Source organism: Gammaproteobacteria bacterium (genome assembly GCA_036383255.1).
In the GTDB taxonomy this organism is placed as follows: domain Bacteria; phylum Pseudomonadota; class Gammaproteobacteria; order Natronospirales; family REEB76; genus DASUBN01.
Window position 1 is genome coordinate 148,396 of sequence record DASVOS010000004.1, and the last position, 22,883, is coordinate 171,278.

Consider the following 22,883-nt stretch of genomic DNA (forward strand, 5'->3'; position numbering starts at 1 on the left):
TTAGGCCTGGGTCTTCTTGAAGTCCTCGACCGCCTTCTTCAGGCCGGCCTCGATCTCCTTGTCGTAGTCGCCGGTCGAGTTGATCTTGTCGCGCAACGCGCCGAACTTGGAGGCGAAGTAGCTGTGCATGGCGGCCTCGAAGGCCACCACCTTGTTCGCTTCCACGTCGTCCAGGTAGCCCTCGTTGGCGGCGTACAGGGACAGCGCCATGTCGGCGGTGCTGAGCGGCGAGTACTGCTTCTGCTTCATCAGCTCCACGACGCGACGGCCGCGGTCGAGCTGCTTGCGGGTGGCCTCGTCCAGGTCCGAGGCGAACTGGGCGAAGGCCGCCAGCTCGCGGAACTGGGCCAGCGCCAGGCGCACGCCGCCGCCGAGCTTCTTGATGATCTTGGTCTGGGCCGCGCCGCCGACTCGGGACACCGAGATGCCGGCGTTGATGGCCGGGCGGATGCCGGAGTTGAAGAGGTCGGTCTCCAGGAAGATCTGGCCGTCGGTGATGGAGATCACGTTGGTCGGCACGAAGGCGGACACGTCGCCGGCCTGGGTCTCGATGATCGGCAGCGCGGTGAGCGAGCCGGTCTTGCCCTTGACCTCGCCCTTGGTGAACTTCTCCACGTACTCGGCGTTCACGCGCGCCGCGCGCTCGAGGAGGCGGGAGTGGAGATAGAACACGTCGCCCGGGTAGGCTTCGCGGCCCGGCGGGCGGCGCAGCAGCAGCGACACCTGGCGGTAGGCCCAGGCCTGCTTGGTGAGGTCGTCATAGATGATGAGCGCATCCATGCCGCGGTCGCGGAAGTACTCGCCCATGGCACAGCCGGAGTACGGCGCGATGTACTGCATGGCCGCGGACTCGGAGGCCGAGGCCGCCACCACGATGGTGTAGGCCATGGCGCCGGACTCTTCCAGCTTGCGCACCACGTTGGCGATGGAGGAGGCCTTCTGGCCGATCGCCACGTACACGCAGAACAGGTCCTTGCCCTTCTGGTTGATGATCGCGTCCACCGCCACGGCGGTCTTGCCGGTCTGGCGGTCGCCGATGATCAGCTCGCGCTGGCCGCGACCGACCGGCACCATCGCGTCGATGGCCTTGAGGCCGGTCTGCACCGGCTGGGACACGGACTTGCGCTCGATCACGCCCGGCGCCACCTTCTCGATGGGCGAGCTGAGCTTGGCGTTGATGGGGCCCTTGCCGTCGATGGGCTCGCCCAGCGAGTTCACCACGCGGCCGAGCAGCTCCCTGCCCACCGGCACTTCCAGGATGCGGCCGGTGGTCTTCACCGGGTCGCCTTCGCGGATGTGCTTGTAGTCGCCCAGCACCACGGCGCCGACCGAATCGCGCTCGAGGTTCAGCGCCATGCCGAAGGTGTTCTTGGGGAACTCCAGCATCTCGCCGTACTGGGCGCCCTGCAGGCCGTGCACGCGCACGATGCCGTCGGTCACGCTCACCACGGTGCCCACGTTGCGGGCCTCGGCCTCGCCATCGAACTTCTCGATGCGCTGCTTGATGAGCTGGCTGATCTCGGAAGGATTGAGTTGCATGGTCGGACCTCGGATTCCTGAAGATTTTTCCGTCGAATTAGTGGATCAGGGCCGCCGTCAGGCGCCCCAGCTTCTCGCGCACCGACCCGTCGATGACCAGGTCGCCGGCGCGGATCACCGCGCCGCCGATGAGCGTCTTGTCCTGCACGTACTTGAGCGTGATCTTGCGGCCGAGCTTCTTGTGCAGCGCGTCAGCGATGAGCTTCTGCTCCGCCGCGTCCACCGGCATGGCCGCCGCGATCTCCACCTCCAGGGTGTTCTCCGCCTCGGCGCGCAGGCGCTCGTAGTCGGCGGCGATCTCCGGCAGGAGGGTGAGGCGGCGGTTCTCGGACAGCAGGGCCACGAAGTTGCGGGCCTGCGGGTCCAGCTTCTCGCCGGCCTTGCCGGCGAGCTCCGCCAGCACCTCGGCACGCACCGCGGGGGCGGCCTTGGGACTGGCGAGCATGGCCTGCACGCTCGGGTCCTCGCTCAGCGCCGAGAGCACGGAGAGTGTCTTGCTCCAGCGGTCGAACGCGCCCTTGTCGCGCGCCAGCTCGAACACGGCGCGGGCGTAGGGACGGGCGAGTGTGCTCTTCTCGGCCATGGGCTACCTCAGTGGATCTGGCCGGCGAGCTCGTCGAGCAGGGCCTTGTGGGCCTTGGCGTCGATCTCGCGCTCGATGATGCGCTCGGCGGCGGCCAGGGCGACCTTGGCCACCTCGGCGCGCAGCGCGTCCTTGGCCCGGTTCAGCTCCTGCTGAATCTCGGCCTTGGCGGCCTCCACCTGGCGCTGGCGCTCGGCCTGGGACTCCTTGCGGGCGCCCTCCAGGATCTGCGAGGCCTGCTGGCTCGCGGTGTTCACCGCGTCCGCCGCCTTGCCGCGCGCGTCCTTCAGGATGTCGCCGGCCTGGCCGTGAGCCTGGGCCAGCTCCTGGCGGCCGCGATCACCAGCGGCGATGCCGTCGGCGATGTGCTTCTGGCGCTCGTCGATGGCCGCCATCAGCTTGGGCCAACCGGCCTTCATCATCAGGAAGATGAACAAGCCAAAGCTGATCATCTCGCCGAGCAATGACAGGTTTATATTCACGATCGTTACCCTCTATGGGCGGTCAGGCCTGGACTCAGTGACCCGCCGCAGCGGCGGCGGCCTTGAGCGCGCCGACGAAGGGGTTGGCGAACACGAAGTACATGGACAGACCGATGCCGATCATGGCCACGGCGTCCACGAAGGCCGCCATCAGGAACATACGGCCGGCCAGCATGCCGCCGAGCTCCGGCTGGCGTGCGCAGCCTTCCAGGAACTTGCCGCCCAGGATGCCGAAGCCGATGGCGGTGCCGAAGGCACCCATGCCGAACACCAGGCACACGCCCAGTGCGGTCAGGCCCTCGATGCTGGCGATCTGATTGATGATGTCCATGAAACTCTCCTTAACTAAAAAAGATGGATTGCTAGAACAGGGTCAATGGTGGGAATTCGAGTCGTGTATCTGGTGCGCCATGTTGAGATATACCACCGACAGCATCATGAAGACGAAGGCCTGCACAGTGATCACGATGAGGTGGAACACGGTCCAGCCGAAGCCCGGCAGCCAGTTGATCCACCATGGCAGCACCGCGATGAGCACGTAGAGGATCTCGCCGGCGAACAGGTTGCCGAAGAGTCGCAGCGACAGCGACAGCGGCTTGGCGAAGGTTTCGACGATGTTCATCAGCAGGTTGGGTAACGCCACCAGCATCCGGCCGACCCAGCCGTGAGCCTCGAACGGGTGGCTGAACAAGAACTTGACGTAGCGGAACGGACCCTTGGCCACGCTGTAATACATGGTCATCAGGAATATGGTCAGCGACATGCCGAAGGTCAGGTTCAGGTCGTTAGTGGGCACGATCTTGAGGTAGACCTGCTCCGGGTCCTTGCCCGCCGCGGCGCCGATGTGCTGCGCCACCCAGGGCAGCGCATCCACCGGCAGCATGTCCATGAAGTTCATGAGCCATACCCACACGAAGATGGTGATGGCCATGGGAGCGATCATCGGGTTGTCGTAGCTGAATACCGATTTCACCTGGTCGTGCAGCTTCTCGACCACGATTTCGACGAAAGCCTGCCACTTGCCGGGCACGCCGGTGGTGGCGCGGCGCGCAGTGAGAATGAAGGTGATGAGGAACAGAGCACCGAGGCCGAAAGAGAATAGCAGGGTGTCCACGTTGATCGCCCAGAATCCCTCGCCCACCGTCCAATAGGTTAGATGGTGATGGATGTACTGGTCGAGAGTAACGTCTTGTGCTTCGCTGCTCATCTCGCCTGCCCGATGTTGCTCTTGAACAGTCCTACCCAGTACGCCACGAGGACGGCCAGGTATCCCACCATCAGCGGCCCGACGGCCACCTTGAACTTAGCGAAGGCGATGATGAACAACATCACCGCCACCATGAACTTCGACATCTCACCCAACATCATCCGCAGCAGGAAGCGCTGCGGGTCACGCTCGATTTTCCCGGCGAAGACCCACAGAGCCAACACCGCGCTGGCACCGGTACCAATCAGGCCGCCCATCAGGGCTGCACCACCGGCCGCCAGGCCGCCCACCGCCAGGGCGAGGGCCGCGGTCACCAGGGCCGCCGATACCTGGAGCGCGACGGCCCTAAGCACCCCTCGGCGCATCTCTTCCAGATAGCCGGCCATCGCTCCCCAACTCCTGGGCAACAAAAAAGCCACGTCGTCACCGTATGCGGCAGCGGGTGGCCCAAGGGCTCCAGTGAGCCCGCTATTCTAGCTGGCCACGCTGGCGTCTTCAATAAAAATGTGGGGGATTTCGGCCCTAAAACAAGGGCCTGCAAGCATTACGGCGCTTACTTGATATGAGCCAGGATGCCGTCCAGTTCGTCCAGGCTCGAGTAGTGGATCACGAGCTTGCCGCCCTTGCCCTTGCCTTCCACCACCACCTTGGCGCCCAGCTTCTCGCTCAGGGTCCGTTCCAGGCGGCTCACGTCCGGGTCGGTCTTCTTGCCCTGGGGGGCGCGGGTCTCGCCGGCCTCCTTGAGCTTGTTGCGCACCAGGCGCTCGGTGTCGCGCACCGTGAGGCCCCGGTCCACCACCTGGCGGGCGGCGGCGGTCTGGCTCGCGCCCTTCAGGGCGAGGAGCGCGCGGGCATGGCCCATCTCCAGGGCGCCCTGGCGCACCAGGTCCTGGACCTCGCGGCTGAGCTCGAGCAGGCGCAGGAGGTTGCTGACCATGACGCGGGAGCGGCCCACCGCCTCGGCGGCTTCCTGGTGGGTGATGCTGAACTCGTTGATGAGGCGCTGCATGGCCTCGGCCTCTTCCAGGGGGTTGAGGTCGGCGCGCTGGATGTTCTCGATGAGCGCCATGGCCATGGCGGCCTTGTCCGAGACCTCCCGCACCACCGCGGGCACCGTCTCCAGGCCCGCCATCTGGGCGGCGCGCCAGCGGCGCTCGCCGGCGATGATCTCGTAGCGCTTGCCGTCTATCGGGCGCACCACGATGGGCTGGACGATGCCCTGCTTGCTGATGGAGTCGGCCAGCTCCTTGAGCGCCTCCTCCTTCATGTCGCGGCGCGGCTGGTACTTGCCGCGCTGCATGCGGTCGAGGGGGAGCTGGCGCAGCTCGCCGCCGGCGCCGGCTTCAGCCACGTTCGCGGGCGCGAGCGCCTCGCCGCCCAGGAGGGCGTCGAGTCCGCGGCCGAGGCCTTTACGCTTGGCTGACACGATGGCAGGGGCTCCCGAAGAGGGTGGGCATTTTAGCAGCAAGCGCCCGGGGCGCACGCATTTGACGCAACTATTGGACGCCCGGGGCTTGTTTCTCGCCGCGCCGCAGCATCTCGCCGGCGAGCGCGAGGTAGGCCAGCGCGCCGCGGGAGGTGGAGTCGTGTTTCAGGGCCGGCAGGCCGAAGCTCGGCGCCTCGGCGAGGCGCACGTTGCGCGGGATCAGGGTGCGGTACACCTTGTCGCCGAAGTGCATGATGAGCTGGGCCGAGACCTCGTTGGCGAGGTTGTTGCGCGGGTCGAACATGGTGCGCAGCAGGCCCTCGATCTCCAGGCGCGGGTTCACGGTCTGCTTGAGCCGCTCCACCGTGGCCACCAGCGCCGACAACCCTTCGAGCGCGTAGTATTCGCACTGCATGGGGATGAACACCCCGTCCGCGGCGGTGAGCGCGTTGAGCGTCAGCATGTTCAGGGACGGCGGGCAGTCGATGAGGATGTAGTCGTAGTCGGCGCGCAGCGGCATGAGCGCGTCGCGCAGCTTGCCCTCGCGCTTCTCGGCGGTGAGCAGGTTCACCTCGGCGGCGGTGAGGTCGCCGTTGCCGGGCAGCAGGTCGTAGCCCGCCGCCGGCACCTTCACCACGGCCTGGGCCGCGGGCACCTCGCCCATCAGCACCTCGTAGGCGCCGGCCTCGATCTCATGCTTGTTGACGCCGCTGCCCATGGTGGCGTTGCCCTGGGGGTCGAGATCCACCAGGAGCACGCGGCGCTTGGTGGCGGCCAGGGACGCAGCCAGGTTGATGGCCGTCGTCGTCTTGCCGACGCCACCCTTCTGGTTCGTGACTGCGAGGATCTTGCTCATGGAAGACTGGTATATGAAGACCGGGAGGTGGAATACCGTACAGGATACCTCGGGGTAATCCTAGGTTTTTTGCAGCACCACCAGGCAGCGCTCGGCATCCAAGCCCGGCACCTTGAGGGGGTGCACCGCCAGCAGCCGGAACCCGGGCGGCAGGTCCTGGAGTTCCGGGTCCGGCCGCGCGCCCTTCATGGCCAGGAGCCGCCCGCCGGGCGCCGCCATGCCGCCCGCGAGGGCGGCGAAGTCCTTCAGCGACGCGAAGGCTCGGCTCATGACCTGGGCATAGGGCGTGGCCGGCCGGTGCGCCTCGGCCCGCGCCTGCACCACCTCGACGTTCGCGAGCTTGAGTTCCGCCGTCGCGTGGGTCACGAAGCGGGTCTTCTTGCCGTTGCTGTCGATGAGGGTGAAGTGGATGTCCGGCCGCGCCACCGCCAGCGGGATGCCAGGAAGCCCCGCGCCGGTGCCCACGTCCGCCGCGGGACCGGCGCCGAGGAAGGGCAGGATGGCGAGGCTGTCCAGCACGTGCTTCACCAGCATCTCGGCCGGGTCGCGCACCGCCGTGAGGTTGTAGGCCTGGTTCCATTGCACCAGCAGCTCGACGTAGCGCAGGAGCCGCGCCTCGCCGCCTTCCGGCAACGTCACGCCCAGGGCTTTCAGCCCCGGCGCCAGGCCCCGACGCCAGTCACCCGCCATGGAATTGCCTCGCATGCATGACCCACACTACCATGCGACCCGCCGCCATGATCCGGCGGCACTGGAGCGGGGAATGAAGAAGAGAGTGCATCCGGCCGTCGCGGAAGCCTTCGAGGGCATCGAGGGGCGCAGCACCGCCGACGATTTCCTGGGCGTGATCGGCAACCACCATGTGCAGCTTTCCGCCATGGCGGACGTGAAGGCCAACATCATCATCACGGCTTCCTCCATCGTGCTGACCCTGGCGCTCAGCCACTTCGAGGACCCGGTCTACCGCACTACGGCGCTGTTGCTCCTGCCGTTCGTGACCCTGGCGCTCCTGTTCGCCATCGTCGCGGTGCTGCCCAAGCACCGGAACATCCCGTGGGTGGAGGGCGCGCCCCGGCCCTCCACCTTCAACCTGCTGTTCTTCGGCCACTTCGCCCAGCTCTCCCAGGAGCGCTACCTGCGGGAGATGTCGCGGCTGTTGAAGGACGACCGGACGATCTACGAGGCCATGTGCGAGGACATCTACGGCATCGGCCAGTACCTGGATGCGTACAAGTACCGTTTCCTGCGCTGGTCCTATCTCTGCTTCCTGATCGGCTTCCTGCTCGCCGCAGGCTCCGCGGCGTTGCGCTACGCCTAGAGGATGAAGAATAGGGACGAGTTGTAGAGGAAGTGGGCGAACACGCCTGGCCAGAGCGAGCGATAGCGCACCCGCAGCAGCACCAGCAGCGCCCCCAGCATCCCCACCACCACGAAGCCGGGCCACCAGTCGATCTTGTCGAACACGTGCAGCAGCATGAACACCGCGGTGGTGACGATGCCGGCCGGCGACACGCCCCAGCGCCGCGCCACCGCGGCGAACAGCGCGCCGCGGAACAGGAGCTCCTCCACCAGCGGCGCGCCGCCCACCGCCAGCACCAGCACCGTGAAGCGCGGCCAGCCGGGCGCGCCCAGGAGGCGTGACAGGGGGCCGGTGAGCTTGTCCGGATCCGGTGGCAGCACCGCCACCATCAGCGAGGCGAACAGCATGGCCGCGAGCGCGGCGGCGGCGGCTACCGCATAGGCGTGGCGGCGGCGCGGCGCGCACCAGGCGATGCCCCGTGCGTCGCCCTGGCGCAGCAGCGGCCGGGCACGGCGGCGTATATAGAAGACCAGCCAGAGCGCCGAGATGATGAAACCGAGCAGCGCGGCCCAGGCCAGCACGCCGTCGCCGGGGTGCGGCCGCACGGCGGGCGGGCCGTGCAGTTCCGCATCCAGCCCGACACCCACGCCCCACGCCACGTAAGGCAACGCGTTGCCGAGCAACTGGGCCAGCACATAACCCAGCATCAGCCACAGGCCCTGCCAGGGCCCGAACTCCCTCGCCTTGCCCGCCATCTTCGGGCTCAGGCCGGCGGCTTCTTGGTGCCCGGCAGCACACCCTTGAGCGTGCCGATGACCGCTCCCAAGAGGGCAAGCAGCAGGATGGACAGGCGCAGCGTGGTCAGCAGCGAGGCGTGGTCCGCCACGAACGCGGTGGCGGCGTCCATGCCCTGCTGCATGTTGGCGCCCGGCGGCACGCTGCGCGAGGCCCACACGCCGACCACGATGGACATGAGCAGCGTCAGCCCCAGCCAGAACGCGACGAACCACACGATCCCCACCCCGATGCGCTTCATTGTGTTTCCCCGCCTTTAGGTTGACCGGTCTTGCTGCACGGAGGCCGGCGGCGCCACGCGCATCACCTCCTCCACGGTGGTGACGCCCTCCGCCACCTTCTGCGCGCCGCGCAGGCGCAGCGGCTTCATGCCCTCGCGGATAGCCGCGTCCCGCAGGCCGTCCATGTCCAGGCGCTCGGTGACGAGCGGCTTGAGCTTGGGCGTGAACTTCAGCATCTCGTACAGGCCGACGCGGCCCTTGTAGCCGGTGTTGCGGCACTCCAGGCAGCCCACCGCCTCGTAGACCTTGCGCGGCTTCTGCACCTTCCAGGGGCTGACCAGCGCTTCCCAGTCGGAGTCCTCTATGGTGCTCTCGCGCCGGCAGTGCGGGCAGAGCGTGCGCACCAGGCGCTGGGCGATGATGCCGAGCAGCGTGGACTGGATCAGGAACGGCTGCACCCCGAGGTCCAGCAGGCGGCTCACGGAGGACGGCGCGTCGTTGGTGTGCAGCGTGGAGAACACCAGGTGGCCGGTGAGTGCGGCCTGCACCGCCATCTCGGCGGTCTCGGCGTCCCGGATCTCGCCGATCATGATGATGTCCGGGTCCTGGCGCAGCAGCGTGCGCACGCCGGCGGCGAAGCTGAGATCGATGCCCGCGTTCACCTGCATCTGGTTGAAGGCGGGTTCCACGAGCTCGATGGGATCCTCCACCGTGCACACGTTCACCTCGGGCTTCGCCACCTGCTTGAGCGTGGAGTAGAGGGTCGTGGTCTTGCCGGACCCGGTGGGCCCGGTCACCAGCACGATGCCGTGGGGGTTCTCGATCAGCGAGTTCCACAGCTTCTCATCGGTCTCGGTGAAGCCGAGCGCGCGGAAGTCCTTGAGCAGCACGGTCGGGTCGAAGATGCGCATCACCAGCTTCTCGCCGAACGCGGTGGGCATGGTGGAGAGGCGCAACTCCACCTCCTGGCCGGCCGGGGTGCGGGTCTTGATGCGCCCGTCCTGGGGCCGGCGCTTCTCGGCGATGTCCATGCGTGCCAGGATCTTGATGCGGCTGGTCACCGGCGTGAGCACCGCCGCCGGCAGCTGGTAGACCTGCTGCATGACGCCGTCGATGCGGAAGCGGATCACGCCCTGCTCGCGGCGCGGCTCCACGTGGATGTCGCTGGCGCGCTGGTCGAAGGCGTACTGCAGCAGCCAGTCCACGATGCTGATGATGTGGCTGTCGTTGACGTCGAGCTTGCCGCTGCGGCCGAGCTCGACCAGCTGCTCCAGGTTCTGGATGCCGCCGCCCGCCGGCAGGCCCTCGTTCTGTTTCTCGGCTCCGGTCACCGAGCGCGAAATGCCGTAGAACTCGACGAGGTAGCGCGCGATGTCCTCGGGGTTCGAGATGACGCGCCTGATGCGCTTCTTCTGGACCGCGGCGACCTCCCGCTCCCACTCGTCCTCATAGGGCTCGGCGGTGGCGAACACGATCTCCTGCCTGGTGACCTCCACCGGCAGCACGTTGAAGCGCGAGGCGTAGGGCAGCGATACCACGCCGGTGATGCGCTGGACGTCCAGCTTCAAGGGGTCGATGCGCGCGTGGGGCAGGCCGACGCGGCCCGCCAGCCAGGCGGTGAGGGAGTCCACGGTGAGCGGCAGGTTCGGCGGGCGCTCGTCGTTCCAGCCGCGCTTGCCCAGGATCAGCAGCGGATGCTTGTCCTTGTAGGCGCCGCGCTGGTCGAGGCCCCGCAGGAGCTCGGCCTTGTCGGCGCTCACCATGCCGTCCGCGACCATCCAGCCCAGCACTTCGGAGAGCGTGAGCTTGTGGGGCGTGATGCGGGTTTCGCGGGCACTGGACATATCGGGACAGTCTAGCAGCGACTCCGGCTCCGCCGCGCCATTCCTGGAAAAGCCTGTTTATTCCGCGTTATTCACCCGAGATTCATGGCTCGCAGCCTTCCTATTCCCGCCCCCCTGCACCAGACTCCCTGGCATCCGAGCACACCGAGGTCATGCCCATGCCCTTCCACGAGAACCTGCGCACCCTGCGCCTGGCCCGCGGCCTGACGCAACCGACCCTGGCCGAGAAGGCCGGCATCGAACAATCCTACCTCTCCAAGCTGGAGAACGGCCGCTCCAAACCCTCAGAGGACGTGCTGGGGCGACTGGCCCAGGCGCTGGAAGTGAAGCCGGAGACCCTCGCCAACGGCGACGAGACAGAAGAACGCACCCGCTTCTGGCAGCGCGCCGCCATGGCGGCGGCCGCAGTGCTCGCGCTCGGCCTCGCATTCCTGCTGGGCCGTGCCACCGCCGTCTATCCCTTGAGCTTCGGTCAGGTGATCCGCGGCGCCCACGCCGGTGAGAACCTGGTGCTGGACGTGCGGGAACTGGCGCCCCAGGGGATCGAGGTCATCAACGTGGCCAGCAGCGGCGGCGCGCAGGAGCACATCGGCGTGAGCGGCACGACGCCAGACTACGCCACGCTCGATGCCTACATGGGCGGCATCAAGGCCAAGTTCGGCGGGAGCTTCTCTTTCATCCAGCTGGACCCGGCCGCGGCGGGCCAACCCCATCACTTCAGCGTGATCTACGAAGCGCCGCGTTCGCGCTAGAGCTTCTTGTCAGGATCGCTGAGTGCCAGCGGTGCCGTTTTCCCGGTCTTGATGTCCACGGTGACGATGCGGCCGTGGTTGGTGTCGGCCACGTAGAGCGTGTCGCCGGCGAAGCTCAGGCCGCCCGGCTCATCCAGCACGCCTCCTCCCACCAGCGTGACCACGGAGCGGTTGGCGGGATCGAGCACCTTGATCTTGCTGTTGTAGGTGTCGGCCACGTAGATGCGGTCGGCATGCCAGGCGACGCCGAGGTCATGCTGCAGGCGCACCGCGTCGCCGGTACCGTCTTCGTCGCCGAAGGTGAAGAGGCCGCGGCCCACCAGGGTCTTCACCCGGGCGAAGCGGCCGTCGAAGTCGGCCGCGCGCACCGCGCTCGCCTCGGGGTCAGCCACGTAGAGCTTCGCGCCGTCGGTGGCGAGGCCGCTCGGCTGGGCGAAGCTCGCCTGGGTGAGCTCGCCGTCGTCGATGCCTTCGCGGCCGGAGCCGGCGAAGTGGCGGATGCGCTGCTGCTTGGGATCGTAGGTCCAGAGCTGGTGCTGGCCCGCCATGGCGATGTACACCAGGCCATCGTGCGCCAACAGGTCCCAGGGCGTGTTGAGCTCGGCCTTGGCCGCCGGCTGGTCGCCATCGGTCATGTAGCTCTGCTTGCCGTTCCCCGCCACGGTGCTCACCGCGCCGGTCTTGAGGTCGATGCGGCGCAGCGCGCTGTTGTCCGTGTCCGCCACGTAGAGCGTGTCCGGGTCCGCGAGGGCGAGACCCTGGGGATAGTCGAACTCGGCGGCCTTGCCCGCACCATCTTTGAGGCCCGGCTTGCCGTCGCCGTACACGGCGATCACCTTGCCTTCCAGCGTCGTCACCACCACCCGGTCGTGGTTGGAGTCGGCGATGAAGAGCCGCCCGCCCTTGGCGTCCGCCAGCACCTTGCCGGGATAGAGCAGCTGGCTGTCCGGCATCTTCTCCCTGAGGCCTGCGAACCAGAGCGGCTTGGTGTCGAGCTGCTTCTTCGCGGCGAACTCCTTCGCCAAGGTGCCGATGACCTTGTCCAGGAGCGCGTACTGTCCCTCACCCGAGGTCTGTCCCACCACCTTGCCGGCGGGATCGATCACCACCAGCGTGGGCCAGCCCTCGGCGCCGTAGGCTTCCCAGACCTGCATGGCATGGTCGTTCACCACCGGGTGCGCGAGCCCGTAGCGGCGCACCACAGAGGCGATGTGCTCGGTCTTGCCCTCGGTCTCGAACTTGGCGGAATGCACGCCGATGATGACCAGGCTGTTCCCGTATTTCTCCTCGAGCTTCTTGAGGTCGGGGATGATGTGGAAGCAGTTGATGCAGCCATAGGTCCAGAAGTCCAGCAGTACCACCTTCCCCTTGAGCTGGCTGATGCTCACCGGCTTGCCGCCGGTGTTGATCCAGTCGAGGCCGGCAGGGAACTCCGGAGCCGCCTGGCTTCCCAGGTACTCGTCGGGCATGCCCGCGGCGGCGGCCACCAGCGGCAGCGGCGAGGGCCCGCCCCAGCGCAGCACAGCGAGGATGCCGCCGGCGGCCAGCAGGAGGGCGATGAGGTAGGCGGTATGTCTCATGGTGCGGAGGAGTGCGTGCAAGGGTCGGTTCCTGTCCCGGTCATGCAGTACAAGACCCGCCGGGCGGCAGGCTTATTACGGGCCGCCGCCGAACAGGATGCTGCAGCAGGTGACGCCGCCCTCGGCCTTCTCGGTCTCGGACATGTCCACGATGTGCAGCTTCAGGCCCGCCCGCTCCAGCCTGGCGCGGGTGCGGGGGAAGGAGGCGGGATAGACGAGCTCCCGCCCTACCCTGACCGCGTTCGCGGCGGGCGGCTCGGTGGGATCGCACTCGATGAAGTCGAGACCCGGGAACGCGGCCTTGTCCACGAACGCGGGGTTGATGAGCAGCGTCTTCTCCGCCACCCGTGTGGCGGCGGTCTTGAGGTGCAGGCAGCCCTGCACCTCGACGCCCTTCACCTCGTAGCCATGGGGCTTCAAGTGCGCGCGCAGCTGCCCGATGCCGGCGTGGTTGCTGCGGGCGGTGAGGCCCACGTAGAGCGTGCGGCCCGTCTGCAGCACGTCGCCGCCGTCCAGGGTGCCGGGCGCCTCGATGTAGGCCAGTGGCTTGTGGCGCGCCAGCACGGAAGCGGTGGAATCCACCTCGGCGCGCCGCGACTCGGCGCCGGGACGGGTGATGACGGCGAGCTCATCCACCACCACCGCCGTGTCCTCCACGAACACCGCGTCCGCGTTGTCAGGCAGGGATGGCAGGGTCTCCACGCGGCAGCCGAGGCTGGACAGGGTCTCGACGTAGGCGCGGTGCTGGCGCCGGGCCAGTTCCAGGTCGATGGTCACGCGCTCCTGGAAGCTGAGCTCGCAGCGCTCCAGGGCCGGGCTGACGTCACGTACCAGTGCGATGTACAAAATTCGGGCTCTTGTCGGTGAATTTTCCTGTCGGAACTATGTCTTTTTTAGTAGCATCAGGCAAACGGCGCGCCCGGCGCGCGCTCATATATATAGACCGTCTCCAGGGGAACCACATGAAAGCGGCAACGAACACGGCGGACCGTCGCAGCCTCGGCCTCGCCACCACCACGTCCATCGTGCTTGGCAACATGGTCGGCTCGGGCGTGTTCCTGCTGCCCGCCTCCATGGCCGCCTATGGCGCCTACAGCCTCTTGGGCTGGAGCGTGAGCACGGTCGGCGCGCTGCTGCTCGCCTGGGTGTTCGCCAACCTCTCGCGCCGTCTGCCCAAGGCCGGCGGACCTTACGCTTATCCTCGTGAGGCCTTCGGCGATTTCGCCGGCTTCCAGATCGCCTGGATCTACTGGCTCAGCATCGTGGCCACCAACGCCGCCATCGCCGTGGCCTTCGCGAGCTACCTCGTCATCTTCGTGCCTGGGCTGAAGGATCCGCTGTACGGCACCCTCGCCGCCCTGGCCGCGAGCTGGCTGCTAACGGGCATCAACATCCTGGGCGTGAAGGCCGCCGGCCGCCTGCAGCTCATCACCGTGGTGCTCAAGCTCACGCCGCTGGTGGTGCTGGCGGTGTTCGGCCTCAGCCACTTCAGCGGCGCCACCTTCAACTCCGGCCACACCACCGAGGGCCCGCTCTCGGCGGTGAACTCCACCGCCGCGCTCGCCATGTGGGCGTTCCTGGGCCTGGAGTGCGCCACCGTGCCGGCGGACCACGTGAAGGACCCGGAGAAGACCATCCCGCGCGCCACCCTGCTCGGCACCGTGATCGCCGGCGCGTTCTACATCGTCTGCACCTCGGTGGTGATGGGCATCATCCCCGCCGACGTGCTGGCGAAGTCCAACGCGCCCTTCGCCGACGCGGCGCAGCTCTTGTGGGGCGACTGGGCCGGCAAGCTCATCGCCGCCGCCGCGCTCATCTCCTGCTTCGGCGCCCTGAACGGCTGGATACTGATGCAGGGCCAGCTTCCCCAGGCGGTGGCCAACAACGGCCTCTTCCCCAAGGCGCTGGCGAAGGAATCGAAGTTCGGCACGCCGGTCACGGCGCTGGTCGTCTCCAGCGTCATCGCCAGCGGCTTGCTGCTCATGAGCTACTTCGGCAGCACCCTGAACGGCGGCCTGGGCCAGGCGCTGGTGCAGATGTTCAACATCCTGATCCTCATCACCACCTTCTTCACCCTGGTGCCCTACATGCTCTGCGCCCTGGCGGACGTGGTGCTCAGCCGCCGCGACAAGCGCGCGCCCAACGTGCGCATGCGCGATGTGGTGATCGCCTCCGGCGCCTTCGTGTTCGGCATCTGGGCCTGCTACGGCACCGGCAAGGACTCGCTGTTCTACGGCACGCTCATGCTGCTCGCCGGCCTGCCCATCTACGTGTGGCAGACCCGCACCGCCAAGGCCTGACCCGCTGAAAAGAAGAAGGCGCCGGCCTCGCGGCCGGCGCCTTCTTTTTTGCGTCCGGGGCTCAGCGATAGGCTGCGCGAATCAACTCTTGGAAATGGTGCACGCCGGACTCCCGCTTGGGCGAGAGACGACCGGCCTGGTAGCTGCCGGAAGCGAGCCCCTTCTGCACCCGCTCACAGATGCCGATGTCCTCCTTCTGCACCTCGTCGCTGAAACTCAAGTCCTCGGCGATCATCTTCTTGGCTGCCGCTGATTCCATGTCGGTGTAGAAATAATCGAACAGCACTTGGCAGCGGTCCGCCGCCACCGGGACCACCCGATTCGTCTGCAGCCGTCCCGGCAGGATGTTCAGCATCATGTTGGGATAGATGAAGTAGTAGTGGGCATCACCTGCGGTATAAGGGCCTTGGTCACCATCCAGGGGACTGTGCTGGTAGGAATACCAGGGGGCCGTGTGGGTGGTGTATTCCCGGTAATCCAGCAGCTTGTTCAGGCCCGGATGCACATGGGGCAGGTGGTAGCCTTCCAGGTAATTGTCCACGTAGGCCTTCCAGTTGCAGGCCACGTCGTAGACCACGTGGGAGTGATAACGGAACTTGCCGAGTTCGATGGGCCGGATGCGCGCGGTGATACCTTCCAGCAGCGTCGCGAGCGGCACCGGCGGCTCGCCCACGCAGGCGAACACCAGCCCTTCCCACTCCGCCACCTTGATCTCATCCAGGTGGATGCACTTGATGTCGAAGTCCTTGGCCTGCTGCATCTCGTGGGCGGCCCGCAACTGCCCGGCCAGGGTGTAGGTCCAGCCGTGGTACTTGCACTGGAGCTGGCGCGCGTTGCCGTCCGCGAGCGCGAGGGGCCCAGCCCGGTGCCGGCAGACGTTGAAGAAGCCGCGCAGCACGTGGTCGTCGCCCCGCACCAGGATGATGGGCCGGCCGGCGATCTCCGCCACCACGTGGTCACCAGGATTCTTCAATTTTTCCGCGTGGCTGACGAGCTGCCAGGTGCGGGCGAATACCCGCTCCAGGTCGAAACCGTGGAAAGCCGGGTCTGCATAAGAGTAGCCCGGCAGCGTGGACGCTTCCTCCAGCGGCCGTGCCACGAAGTCGGCAGGATCGAAGCTCACAGGCTTCATCCGCCCACCGCCGGCTGCGTCATCTCGGGCTCCAGGTGGCCCGGCCGCGTGGTGCGCCAGGCGATGAAGGCGGCGCAGAGCAGGATGAAGGCGGCCAGCAGGAACGGCGCGCCAGGGATGCCCCAGGCGGCATAGGCACCGATGGCGATGGCGAAGCTCTGGGTGAAGAGGCCAGGGCCGATGCAGCTGGCGATGCCCATGAGGCTGGAGAGCGCGCCCTGCAGTTGGCCCTGCTCCGTGGGTTCCACCAGGTGGGTCATGATGCCCTGGGCGGAAGGGTTGGCGATGCCCCACAGCGACATCACCGGCACGCCCAGCCAGAACCAGTAGCCGGTGGGCGCGAAGCCGTAGATGGCGAAGCCAGTAGCACCGAACAAGAGGCCCAGCACCAGGGACTTGCGTTCGCCGAGCTTGCGCACGATGGGCTTCACCAAGCCGCCCTGCACGATCACGGCGCAGATGCCCACGCCCATGAGCATGTAGCCCACGTAGAGCGCGTCCCAGTGATAGCGGTAAGCCATATACAGCACCGCGGTGCTGGGCAGCACGGCGTGGGCCGTGTTCATGAGGAACTGGGAAGTGGCGAGACCCGCGAGGATGGGGTGCGAGCGGAGCAGCACCAGCGCGCCCACCGGGTTGGCCTTCTTCCAGGAGAAGGACTTGGCGCGCTTCTCCGGCGGCAACGACTCCGGCAACACGAAGAAGCCGTAGCCGGCGTTGATGAGCGCCAGACCCGCCGCGAACCAGAACGGCAGGCGCGGCGCGATGTGTCCCAGCACGCCGCCGACGAAAGGACCGAGCACGAAGCCGATGCCGAAGGCGGCGCCGATCATGCCGAAGGCGCCGGCGCGCTTCTCCTTGGGTGTGACGTCGGCGATGTAGGCGCCGGCGGTGCTGATGCTGGCGGCGCAGATGCCGGAGATGATGCGGCCCGCGAACAGCCAATACAGGTTGGGCGCCACGGCCATGAGCAGGAAGTCGAGGCCGAGACCCGTGCAGGAGATGAGGATCACGGTGCGGCGGCCGAAACGGTCCGAGAGCACGCCCTGCAGGGGCGAGAACAGGAACTGCATCAGCGCCCAGCCGGTGCCGAACAGCCCGTAGATCTCGGCGGCCTTCACCGGATCGCCAGCCATGAAGCTCTGCACCAGCATGGGCAGCACCGGGATGATCATGCCGAAGGCCAGCATGTCGATGACCACGGTGACGAGGATGAAGGCCAGCGCGGCTCTGCGGTTCTTCAAGAGGAGGACTCCACTCCGGGTATCGCCCATTATCCCCGAGCAGGGTGCTTTGCGTCAGCCGGCGATCTCGTCGTAGCCGCGGCCGAGGAACTGCAGCAGGCAGATGCCGTGGCCGAAGGGATCCGCGAGGTGCGCGATGCGTCCCCACTTGTGGGTCTCGATGGGATCTTCAAGCACCGCGCCCGCCGCCACGGCCGCCTTCACGGCGGATTCCACGTCCGGCACGACGAAGTCCAGGTGCACGGGCGTCCAATGGCGCCGGTAGTCCCGGGCCTGGGTGAGGCCCGACGCCGCCGGCGTGCCCGCCGCCTTCACCAGGAGGTAGAGGGGCGAACTCATGCCCAGTAGCTCTACCCCTTCCCTGCCGAAGCGGCGCCCGACCTTGAGGCTGAAAGCCTCCGTGTAGAAGGCGACGCCCTTCTCCAAGTCGTCCACGTCGATGTTCGCTAGCAGCTCCATCAGTGCCAGAGGCCGAGCACCAGGCCGAAGATGAGGAACTGCACCGTGTGATAGCCGCCGTCGATGGCCCAGGCCAGGGTCGAGCGGCCGGCGAACTGGTAGTTGATGCCGAAGCTCGCCGCCACGAAGCAGAAGCCTGCCACCGCGCCCATCGTCAGTGCGCGGCCGAGTTCGGGTTCCGGCCCCAGCATCCAGGCGAAGGCAAACGCGGCGATGAGCGCGAACAGGAAGCTCACGGCGAACACCCGCGCCGGATGATGCCCCTCGCCCGTCTTTTCGCCCCGGTTCATCTCGCGGTTCCAGGCGGTGCCGAAGAGCTTGGCGGAGTACCACGGCCCTCCCAGGAGGAACGTGGCGGCCGCGGCCACGACGATGGCCAGGATGTTCAGTCCGTATGCGTGCATGATCTATCCCCAATGTTGCCCCGGATCGAGTATAGCCGGGCCTGAAAAGAACGAAGCCCGGCGGGGCCGGGCTCATGGACAGGTACGGGGCGCCCTCAGCGGCCCATGAAATGTCCGAGGATGGACATCAGGTTCACCAGCCCCCATACCGCCCAGATCGCCAGGGTGAGACCGGGCATGGGCTTGCGCTTCACCAGCCAGTAGATCCCCGCGGGGATGCCCACCAGCACGAACGCGATAAGGACCGGCATCAGCGCGGCGCCCAGCACGTAGCCGATGCCCGCGGCGCTGGTAGGCGCCACGCCAGACAGCAGCGCCACCAGTACCCCGACTACCAGCGAAGCCGCCAGCAACCCTATGAAGCTCTTGGACATGAGGTTCCCCTTCATCAAGGTATTAACCCGCAGGAGTATAGCTTTCCGCTGAGGAAGCAGGGCCCACGAACGGAAAGCCCGGCGGAGCCGGGCTTTCCTTCACGTCATTGCGCGGTCCAGGTCACACCGTCCACATACCCATGAAGTCGGTGACCGAAGCCGCCTCGAGCTTCTTCTGGTCGCCGCAGAGCGCGTTGATGGACGCGCACTGGCGGGCCGAGAGCCGGCCGGCGATGGCCTTCTCGAACTTGTTCACCAGCACCGGGATGCCCTCGGCGCGGCGCTTGCGGTGGCCGATGGGGAACTCCACCTCCACCCGCTCGGTCTTGGCGCCGCCCTTGAAGAACACCTGGATGGCGTTGCCGATGTAGCGCTTCGCCGGATCGTAGTAGTCCTTGGTGTACTTGCCGTTCTCGCGCACTTCCATCTTGGAGCGCAGCTTGTCCACGCGCGGGTCCTGGGCGACGGCGTCCTCGTAGTCCCCCGCGGTGAGGCGGCCGTGGATCAGCGGGATGGCGACCATGTACTGGATGCAGTGGTCCCGGTCCGCGGGGTTCGCGAGTTCCCCGGTCTTGTCGATGATGCGTACGCCAGGCTCCTGGGTCTCGATCACGATCTTCTCGATCTCGCCGAGCTTGTCCTTCACCTTGACGTGCAGGGCCATGGCGGCCTCGACTGCGGTCTGGGCATGGAACTCCGCCGGGAACGAGATCTTGATGAGCACGTTCTCCATGACGTAGCTGCCGTACTTGCGCTGGAACTTGAAGGGCTGGCCCTTGAACAGCACGTCGTAGAAGCCCCAGGTCTTGGCCGTGAGTGCGGAGGGGTAGCCCATCTCGCCCTTGAGGGCCATGAGGCCGTGGCGCACGGCGCGGCTGGTGGCGTCACCCGCCGCCCAGCTCTTGCGGGAGCCGGTATTGGGGGCGTGGCGATAGGTGCGCAGCGCGCCGCCGTCGATCCAGGCGTTGGAGACGGCGTTGATCACGTCCTCGCGGCTGCCACCCAGCATGTGGGTCACCACGGCGGTGGAGGCGACGCGCACCAGCAGGACGTGGTCCAGGCCCACCCGGTTGTAGCTGTTCTCGAGCGCCAGCACGCCCTGGATCTCGTGGGCCTTGATCATGGCCGTGAGCACGTCCTTGATGGTGAGCGGCTTCTTGCCCTCGGCGATGTTGCGGCGCGACACGTAGTCCGCCACCGCCAGGATGCCGCCCAGGTTGTCGGAGGGGTGGCCCCACTCCGCCGCGAGCCAGGTGTCGTTGAAGTCCAGCCAGCGCACCATGGCGCCGATGTTGAACGCGGCCTGCACCGGATCCAGCTCGAAGCTCGTGCCCGGCACCCGCGCGCCGCCCTGCAGGGTGGCGCCCGGCACCACCGGCCCCAGCAGCTTGGTGCAGGCCGGGTAGTCGAGGGCGAGCATGCCGCAGCCCAGGGTGTCCATGAGGATGTAGCGCGCGGTCTTGTAGGCCTCGGCGCTCTTCACCTTGTAGTCGCAGACGTAGTCGGCGATGTCCTTCAGGACCTGGTCGGGGGCGGGACGCTTGGCGGAACGGATGTCATGGCCACTCATCTATGTTTCCTTTCTCTCTTACTTGCGCTTTTCGATTGAAATGAACTTCTGGTCTTCGGGGCCAACGTAGTTGGCGCTCGGGCGGATGATCTTGCCGTCGGCGCGCTGCTCGATGACGTGGGCGCTCCAGCCGGTGGTGCGGGCGATCACGAACAGCGGCGTGAACATGGCGGTGGGCACGCCCATCATGTGGTAGGACACGGCCGAGAACCAGTCCAGGTTCGGGAACATGTTCTTGGTCTTCTTCATCACCGCCTCGAGGCGCTCGGCGATGTTGTAGAGCTTCATGTCCCCGGCGCCCTTGGACAGCTCGCAGGCGACCTTCTTGATCACCACGTTGCGCGGGTCGCTCACGGTGTACACCGGGTGGCCGAAGCCGATGATGACTTCCTTGGCCTCCACGCGGCGGCGGATGTCCGCCTCCGCCTCGTCCGGGTTGCCGTAGCGGCTCTGGATCTCGAACGCCACCTCGTTGGCGCCGCCGTGCTTGGGGCCGCGCAGGGCGCCGATGCCGCCGGCGATGCAGGAGTACATGTCGGAGCCCGTGCCGGCGATGACGCGGGCGGTGAAGGTGGAGGCGTTGAACTCGTGCTCGGCGTAGAGGATCAGCGAGGTGTGCATGGCGCGCACCCAGGCGTCCGAGGGCTCGCTGCCGTGCAGCAGGTGCAGGAAGTGGCCGCCCACGGAGTCGTCGTCCGTCTCCACCTCGATGCGACGGCCGTCGTGGCTGAAGTGGTACCAGTAGCAGAGCATGGAGCCCAGGGAAGCCACCAGCCGGTCCGCGATGTCGCGGGCGCCGGCGGCGTTGTGGTCGTCCTTCTCCGGCAGCGCGCAGCCCAGCGCCGAGACGCCGGTGCGCATCACGTCCATGGGATAGCTCGCGGCGGGCAGCGCCTCCAGGGCGGCGCGCACCACCTGAGGCAGGCCGCGCAGGCGCTTGAGCTTGGCCTTGTAGCCCTTGAGCTCGGCGCGGTTCGGCAGCTTGCCGTGGACGAGGAGGTAGGCCACCTCCTCGAAGTCGCACTTCTCGGCGATGTCGAGGATGTCATAGCCGCGGTAGTGCAGGTCGTTGCCGCTGCGGCCCACGGTGCAGAGCGCGGTGTTGCCGGCCACCACGCCCGAGAGGGCGACGGACTTCTTGGCCTTGGGGGCGGCGGCCGGGGCCGGAGTGTTGGTATCAGCCATGTTCCTGCTCCTGATGAGACCGAACTACTTAACTTTTCTTGCCGTCCTGTTTGAATAACTCGTCGAGCTTCTTCTCGTAGTCCATGTAGCCGAGCACGTCGTAGAGCTCGGCGCGGGTCTGCATGCTGTCCAGCACGCCCTTCTGGGTGCCGCGGGCCCGCAGCTCCGCGTACACCCGCTCCGCCGCCTTGCTCATGGCGCGGAACGCGGAGAGCGGATAGAGCACCAGGCGCACGCCGGCGTCGCCCAGCTCCTTGGTGGTGAACATGGGCGTCTTGCCGAACTCGGTGATGTTCGCCAGCACCGGCACCTTCACGGCTTTCGTGAACTGCTTGTACTCGTCCAGGGTCGTGAGCGCTTCGGCGAAGATCATGTCGGCGCCTGCCTCCACATACTTCGCCGCACGGTCCAGTGCGGCCTGCTGGCCCTCGCTGGCGTGGGCGTCGGTGCGGGCCATGATCACGAACTTGGGATCACTGCGCCCGTCCACCGCCGACTTGATGCGGTCGCACATCTCGGCGGCGTCCACCAGCTCCTTGCCGGGCCGGTGGCCGCAGCGCTTGGCGGCCACCTGGTCCTCGATGTGCATGCCGGCGGCGCCGGCACGGATCATCTCGGCAGCGGTGCGGGAGATGTTGAAGGCCGAGCCCCAGCCGGTGTCCGCATCCACCAGCAACGGCAGTTCGGTGGCGCCGCTGATGCGGCGGATGTCCTCGCAGACATCGTTGAGGGAGGTCATGCCGAGATCCGGCAGGCCGAAGGAGGCGTTCGCCACCCCGGCGCCGGAGAGATAGAGGGCCTTGAAGCCGGCCCGCTCCGCCAGGAGCGCCGCGTAGGCGTTGACGGCGCCCGCCACCTGCAGGGGACGTTCGGCTTCGAGCGCGGACCAGAACCGCGCGCCGGCGGAAGCATGAGCCATGGCGGGACCTCTAGGGATGCCGGCCGGAGCCGGGCTTAAGAGCCGCCTATTTTACCGGTTTTGCATTCCCCACGCCCCATCTGGCAAGTCGGCTCAGCCATCCATGGCCCGGGTATGGATGCCGCACTCCTGGTCCTGCTTCGGCCCCTTGCTGGGATCGTAGTAATCCTCGTTCATGGGCAGCTTGTGGGCGAGGCAATAGTCGATGGCCTGCATCTGGGTCCAGTCAAGCATGGGATAGACCGCGAGCATGCCGCCTCGCATGCGCGCGTAGGGGAAGAACCGGCGCTCGGCACTCTCCTCGCGCATGACCCCGGACAGCCAGACCTTCGGCGCTTCGGCCTTGAGCGCCTGCTGCAGGGGATCGAACTTCACGACCCGGGTGAAGTGGGCGAACGCGGGGCTCTCGACCTCGGGTACCGGCAGTTGCGGGGCACGGTAGACCTTAAGATTCAGCTTGAACATCCGAGTGTAGATCTCCATGAGCTCGCGGGTGCGCCCGGTCTCATGGCCGTGGACGATGGTCACCACGCGCATGTCCGGCATGGCATCCGTCACGAGCTTGAGCATGACGCCGGCGGTGGGGCCGAAACTGGTGGTGAGGATCACGTCGCGCCCGTAGCGCTCCACCATGCGGCGGATGCGCGCCGCCGCATCCAGCATCTCCAATTCACTGTCGAGCCGTACAGCGTCCGGCGGCCGATCTGTCAT

26 protein-coding genes are annotated in these 22,883 nt (G+C 67.0%); 3 read left to right on the forward strand and 23 right to left on the reverse strand.

The window, feature by feature from the left end:
• The 9 genes from atpA to rsmG all read right to left on the reverse strand — a co-directional run bounded on the left by atpA (window position 1) and on the right by rsmG (window position 6,798).
• Window positions 1-1,539: a F0F1 ATP synthase subunit alpha gene (gene atpA, locus VF651_01720; protein HEX7964409.1), complete on the reverse strand. Its 1,539-nt coding sequence runs from the start codon at window positions 1,537-1,539 to the stop codon at window positions 1-3.
• Window positions 1,540-1,576: 37 nt separating this feature from the next.
• A complete protein-coding gene (locus VF651_01725; protein ID HEX7964410.1) occupies window positions 1,577-2,122 on the reverse strand; it encodes a F0F1 ATP synthase subunit delta in 546 nt (181 codons plus the stop codon).
• A gap of 8 nt (window positions 2,123-2,130) precedes the next feature.
• The gene (locus VF651_01730) at window positions 2,131-2,604 is read right to left on the reverse strand and encodes a F0F1 ATP synthase subunit B (GenBank protein HEX7964411.1); all 474 of its coding nucleotides are present in this window, start codon (window positions 2,602-2,604) and stop codon (window positions 2,131-2,133) included.
• 34 nt (window positions 2,605-2,638) lie between these two features.
• On the reverse strand, window positions 2,639-2,935 hold the full coding sequence (gene atpE / locus VF651_01735) for a F0F1 ATP synthase subunit C (protein ID HEX7964412.1): 297 nt from the start codon (window positions 2,933-2,935) through the stop codon (window positions 2,639-2,641).
• A 42-nt stretch (window positions 2,936-2,977) separates the two neighbouring features.
• A complete protein-coding gene (gene atpB, locus VF651_01740; GenBank protein HEX7964413.1) occupies window positions 2,978-3,811 on the reverse strand; it encodes a F0F1 ATP synthase subunit A in 834 nt (277 codons plus the stop codon).
• Complete coding sequence (locus tag VF651_01745; protein HEX7964414.1) at window positions 3,808-4,197, reverse strand: ATP synthase subunit I; 390 nt, start codon at window positions 4,195-4,197, stop codon at window positions 3,808-3,810. The genes atpB and VF651_01745 overlap by 4 nt, the downstream gene beginning before the upstream one ends.
• Before the next feature lie 167 nt (window positions 4,198-4,364).
• The gene (locus tag VF651_01750; protein HEX7964415.1) at window positions 4,365-5,237 is read right to left on the reverse strand and encodes a ParB/RepB/Spo0J family partition protein; all 873 of its coding nucleotides are present in this window, start codon (window positions 5,235-5,237) and stop codon (window positions 4,365-4,367) included.
• A 70-nt stretch (window positions 5,238-5,307) separates the two neighbouring features.
• Complete coding sequence (locus VF651_01755) at window positions 5,308-6,093, reverse strand: ParA family protein (GenBank protein HEX7964416.1); 786 nt, start codon at window positions 6,091-6,093, stop codon at window positions 5,308-5,310.
• Between the two features lie 60 nt (window positions 6,094-6,153).
• The gene (gene rsmG, locus VF651_01760; GenBank protein ID HEX7964417.1) at window positions 6,154-6,798 is read right to left on the reverse strand and encodes a 16S rRNA (guanine(527)-N(7))-methyltransferase RsmG; all 645 of its coding nucleotides are present in this window, start codon (window positions 6,796-6,798) and stop codon (window positions 6,154-6,156) included.
• A 58-nt stretch (window positions 6,799-6,856) separates the two neighbouring features.
• Here rsmG and VF651_01765 point away from each other — a divergent pair, with 58 nt between their 5' ends.
• A complete protein-coding gene (locus tag VF651_01765; GenBank protein HEX7964418.1) occupies window positions 6,857-7,411 on the forward strand; it encodes a Pycsar system effector family protein in 555 nt (184 codons plus the stop codon).
• Here the strand turns inward: VF651_01765 and VF651_01770 are convergent.
• Genes VF651_01770 through VF651_01780 form a run of 3 tightly spaced genes read right to left on the reverse strand, consistent with a single transcriptional unit; the run spans window position 7,408 to window position 10,253 of the window.
• Window positions 7,408-8,148 (reverse strand): CPBP family intramembrane glutamic endopeptidase, encoded by a 741-nt coding sequence (locus tag VF651_01770; GenBank protein HEX7964419.1) that lies wholly within the window; start codon window positions 8,146-8,148, stop codon window positions 7,408-7,410. The two genes, VF651_01765 and VF651_01770, sit on opposite strands and share 4 nt — an antisense overlap.
• Before the next feature lie 8 nt (window positions 8,149-8,156).
• Window positions 8,157-8,429 carry a hypothetical protein gene (locus VF651_01775; GenBank protein ID HEX7964420.1) on the reverse strand — a complete coding sequence of 91 codons (273 nt, stop codon included), beginning with the start codon at window positions 8,427-8,429 and terminating at the stop codon, window positions 8,157-8,159.
• Between the two features lie 15 nt (window positions 8,430-8,444).
• Window positions 8,445-10,253, reverse strand: a complete 1,809-nt coding sequence (locus VF651_01780; protein HEX7964421.1) for a GspE/PulE family protein — start codon at window positions 10,251-10,253, stop codon at window positions 8,445-8,447.
• A 152-nt stretch (window positions 10,254-10,405) separates the two neighbouring features.
• Between VF651_01780 and VF651_01785 the strand changes: the two genes are divergently transcribed.
• Window positions 10,406-11,005, forward strand: coding sequence for a helix-turn-helix transcriptional regulator (locus tag VF651_01785; protein HEX7964422.1), 600 nt, complete (start codon window positions 10,406-10,408; stop codon window positions 11,003-11,005).
• Here VF651_01785 and VF651_01790 read toward each other — a convergent pair.
• Window positions 11,002-12,606, reverse strand: coding sequence for a thioredoxin-like domain-containing protein (locus VF651_01790; GenBank protein HEX7964423.1), 1,605 nt, complete (start codon window positions 12,604-12,606; stop codon window positions 11,002-11,004). The genes VF651_01785 and VF651_01790 overlap by 4 nt on opposite strands.
• Before the next feature lie 54 nt (window positions 12,607-12,660).
• Window positions 12,661-13,431: an arginine deiminase family protein gene (locus tag VF651_01795; protein ID HEX7964424.1), complete on the reverse strand. Its 771-nt coding sequence runs from the start codon at window positions 13,429-13,431 to the stop codon at window positions 12,661-12,663.
• 116 nt (window positions 13,432-13,547) lie between these two features.
• Here VF651_01795 and VF651_01800 point away from each other — a divergent pair, with 116 nt between their 5' ends.
• A complete protein-coding gene (locus VF651_01800; GenBank protein ID HEX7964425.1) occupies window positions 13,548-14,885 on the forward strand; it encodes an amino acid permease in 1,338 nt (445 codons plus the stop codon).
• A 61-nt stretch (window positions 14,886-14,946) separates the two neighbouring features.
• Here VF651_01800 and VF651_01805 read toward each other — a convergent pair whose 3' ends face one another.
• The 9 genes from VF651_01805 to VF651_01845 all read right to left on the reverse strand — a co-directional run bounded on the left by VF651_01805 (window position 14,947) and on the right by VF651_01845 (window position 22,883).
• Window positions 14,947-16,017: an SRPBCC family protein gene (locus VF651_01805; GenBank protein ID HEX7964426.1), complete on the reverse strand. Its 1,071-nt coding sequence runs from the start codon at window positions 16,015-16,017 to the stop codon at window positions 14,947-14,949.
• Window positions 16,014-17,261, reverse strand: coding sequence for a TCR/Tet family MFS transporter (locus tag VF651_01810; GenBank protein HEX7964427.1), 1,248 nt, complete (start codon window positions 17,259-17,261; stop codon window positions 16,014-16,016). Before VF651_01810 ends, VF651_01805 begins: the two co-directional genes overlap by 4 nt.
• A gap of 54 nt (window positions 17,262-17,315) precedes the next feature.
• Window positions 17,316-17,720, reverse strand: coding sequence for a VOC family protein (locus VF651_01815; GenBank protein HEX7964428.1), 405 nt, complete (start codon window positions 17,718-17,720; stop codon window positions 17,316-17,318).
• Window positions 17,720-18,124 carry a DUF1761 domain-containing protein gene (locus VF651_01820; protein ID HEX7964429.1) on the reverse strand — a complete coding sequence of 135 codons (405 nt, stop codon included), beginning with the start codon at window positions 18,122-18,124 and terminating at the stop codon, window positions 17,720-17,722. Before VF651_01820 ends, VF651_01815 begins: the two co-directional genes overlap by 1 nt.
• Before the next feature lie 95 nt (window positions 18,125-18,219).
• Window positions 18,220-18,498: a hypothetical protein gene (locus tag VF651_01825; protein ID HEX7964430.1), complete on the reverse strand. Its 279-nt coding sequence runs from the start codon at window positions 18,496-18,498 to the stop codon at window positions 18,220-18,222.
• A 121-nt stretch (window positions 18,499-18,619) separates the two neighbouring features.
• The gene (locus VF651_01830; GenBank protein ID HEX7964431.1) at window positions 18,620-20,068 is read right to left on the reverse strand and encodes a bifunctional 2-methylcitrate dehydratase/aconitate hydratase; all 1,449 of its coding nucleotides are present in this window, start codon (window positions 20,066-20,068) and stop codon (window positions 18,620-18,622) included.
• Between the two features lie 18 nt (window positions 20,069-20,086).
• On the reverse strand, window positions 20,087-21,253 hold the full coding sequence (prpC, locus tag VF651_01835; GenBank protein ID HEX7964432.1) for a 2-methylcitrate synthase: 1,167 nt from the start codon (window positions 21,251-21,253) through the stop codon (window positions 20,087-20,089).
• 28 nt (window positions 21,254-21,281) lie between these two features.
• Window positions 21,282-22,172, reverse strand: coding sequence for a methylisocitrate lyase (gene prpB, locus VF651_01840; protein HEX7964433.1), 891 nt, complete (start codon window positions 22,170-22,172; stop codon window positions 21,282-21,284).
• 93 nt (window positions 22,173-22,265) lie between these two features.
• Window positions 22,266-22,883 (reverse strand): phosphoadenosine phosphosulfate reductase family protein, encoded by a 618-nt coding sequence (locus VF651_01845; GenBank protein HEX7964434.1) that lies wholly within the window; start codon window positions 22,881-22,883, stop codon window positions 22,266-22,268.

Coding starts and splice junctions, on each gene's coding strand:
- VF651_01780 (HEX7964421.1), bottom strand. CDS start 10,253: ATGTCCAGTGCCCGCGAAACCCGCATCACGCCCCACAAGCTCACGCTC.
- atpE (HEX7964412.1), bottom strand. CDS start 2,935: ATGGACATCATCAATCAGATCGCCAGCATCGAGGGCCTGACCGCACTG.
- VF651_01815 (HEX7964428.1), bottom strand. CDS start 17,720: ATGGAGCTGCTAGCGAACATCGACGTGGACGACTTGGAGAAGGGCGTC.
- VF651_01775 (HEX7964420.1), bottom strand. CDS start 8,429: ATGAAGCGCATCGGGGTGGGGATCGTGTGGTTCGTCGCGTTCTGGCTG.
- VF651_01745 (HEX7964414.1), bottom strand. CDS start 4,197: ATGGCCGGCTATCTGGAAGAGATGCGCCGAGGGGTGCTTAGGGCCGTC.
- rsmG (HEX7964417.1), bottom strand. CDS start 6,798: ATGCGAGGCAATTCCATGGCGGGTGACTGGCGTCGGGGCCTGGCGCCG.
- prpC (HEX7964432.1), bottom strand. CDS start 21,253: ATGGCTGATACCAACACTCCGGCCCCGGCCGCCGCCCCCAAGGCCAAG.
- VF651_01785 (HEX7964422.1), top strand. CDS start 10,406: ATGCCCATGCCCTTCCACGAGAACCTGCGCACCCTGCGCCTGGCCCGC.
- VF651_01800 (HEX7964425.1), top strand. CDS start 13,548: ATGAAAGCGGCAACGAACACGGCGGACCGTCGCAGCCTCGGCCTCGCC.
- atpA (HEX7964409.1), bottom strand. CDS start 1,539: ATGCAACTCAATCCTTCCGAGATCAGCCAGCTCATCAAGCAGCGCATC.
- VF651_01725 (HEX7964410.1), bottom strand. CDS start 2,122: ATGGCCGAGAAGAGCACACTCGCCCGTCCCTACGCCCGCGCCGTGTTC.
- VF651_01755 (HEX7964416.1), bottom strand. CDS start 6,093: ATGAGCAAGATCCTCGCAGTCACGAACCAGAAGGGTGGCGTCGGCAAG.
- prpB (HEX7964433.1), bottom strand. CDS start 22,172: ATGGCTCATGCTTCCGCCGGCGCGCGGTTCTGGTCCGCGCTCGAAGCC.
- VF651_01820 (HEX7964429.1), bottom strand. CDS start 18,124: ATGCACGCATACGGACTGAACATCCTGGCCATCGTCGTGGCCGCGGCC.
- atpB (HEX7964413.1), bottom strand. CDS start 3,811: ATGAGCAGCGAAGCACAAGACGTTACTCTCGACCAGTACATCCATCAC.
- VF651_01825 (HEX7964430.1), bottom strand. CDS start 18,498: ATGTCCAAGAGCTTCATAGGGTTGCTGGCGGCTTCGCTGGTAGTCGGG.
- VF651_01805 (HEX7964426.1), bottom strand. CDS start 16,017: ATGAAGCCTGTGAGCTTCGATCCTGCCGACTTCGTGGCACGGCCGCTG.
- VF651_01845 (HEX7964434.1), bottom strand. CDS start 22,883: ATGACAGATCGGCCGCCGGACGCTGTACGGCTCGACAGTGAATTGGAG.
- VF651_01770 (HEX7964419.1), bottom strand. CDS start 8,148: ATGGCGGGCAAGGCGAGGGAGTTCGGGCCCTGGCAGGGCCTGTGGCTG.
- VF651_01830 (HEX7964431.1), bottom strand. CDS start 20,068: ATGAGTGGCCATGACATCCGTTCCGCCAAGCGTCCCGCCCCCGACCAG.
- VF651_01765 (HEX7964418.1), top strand. CDS start 6,857: ATGAAGAAGAGAGTGCATCCGGCCGTCGCGGAAGCCTTCGAGGGCATC.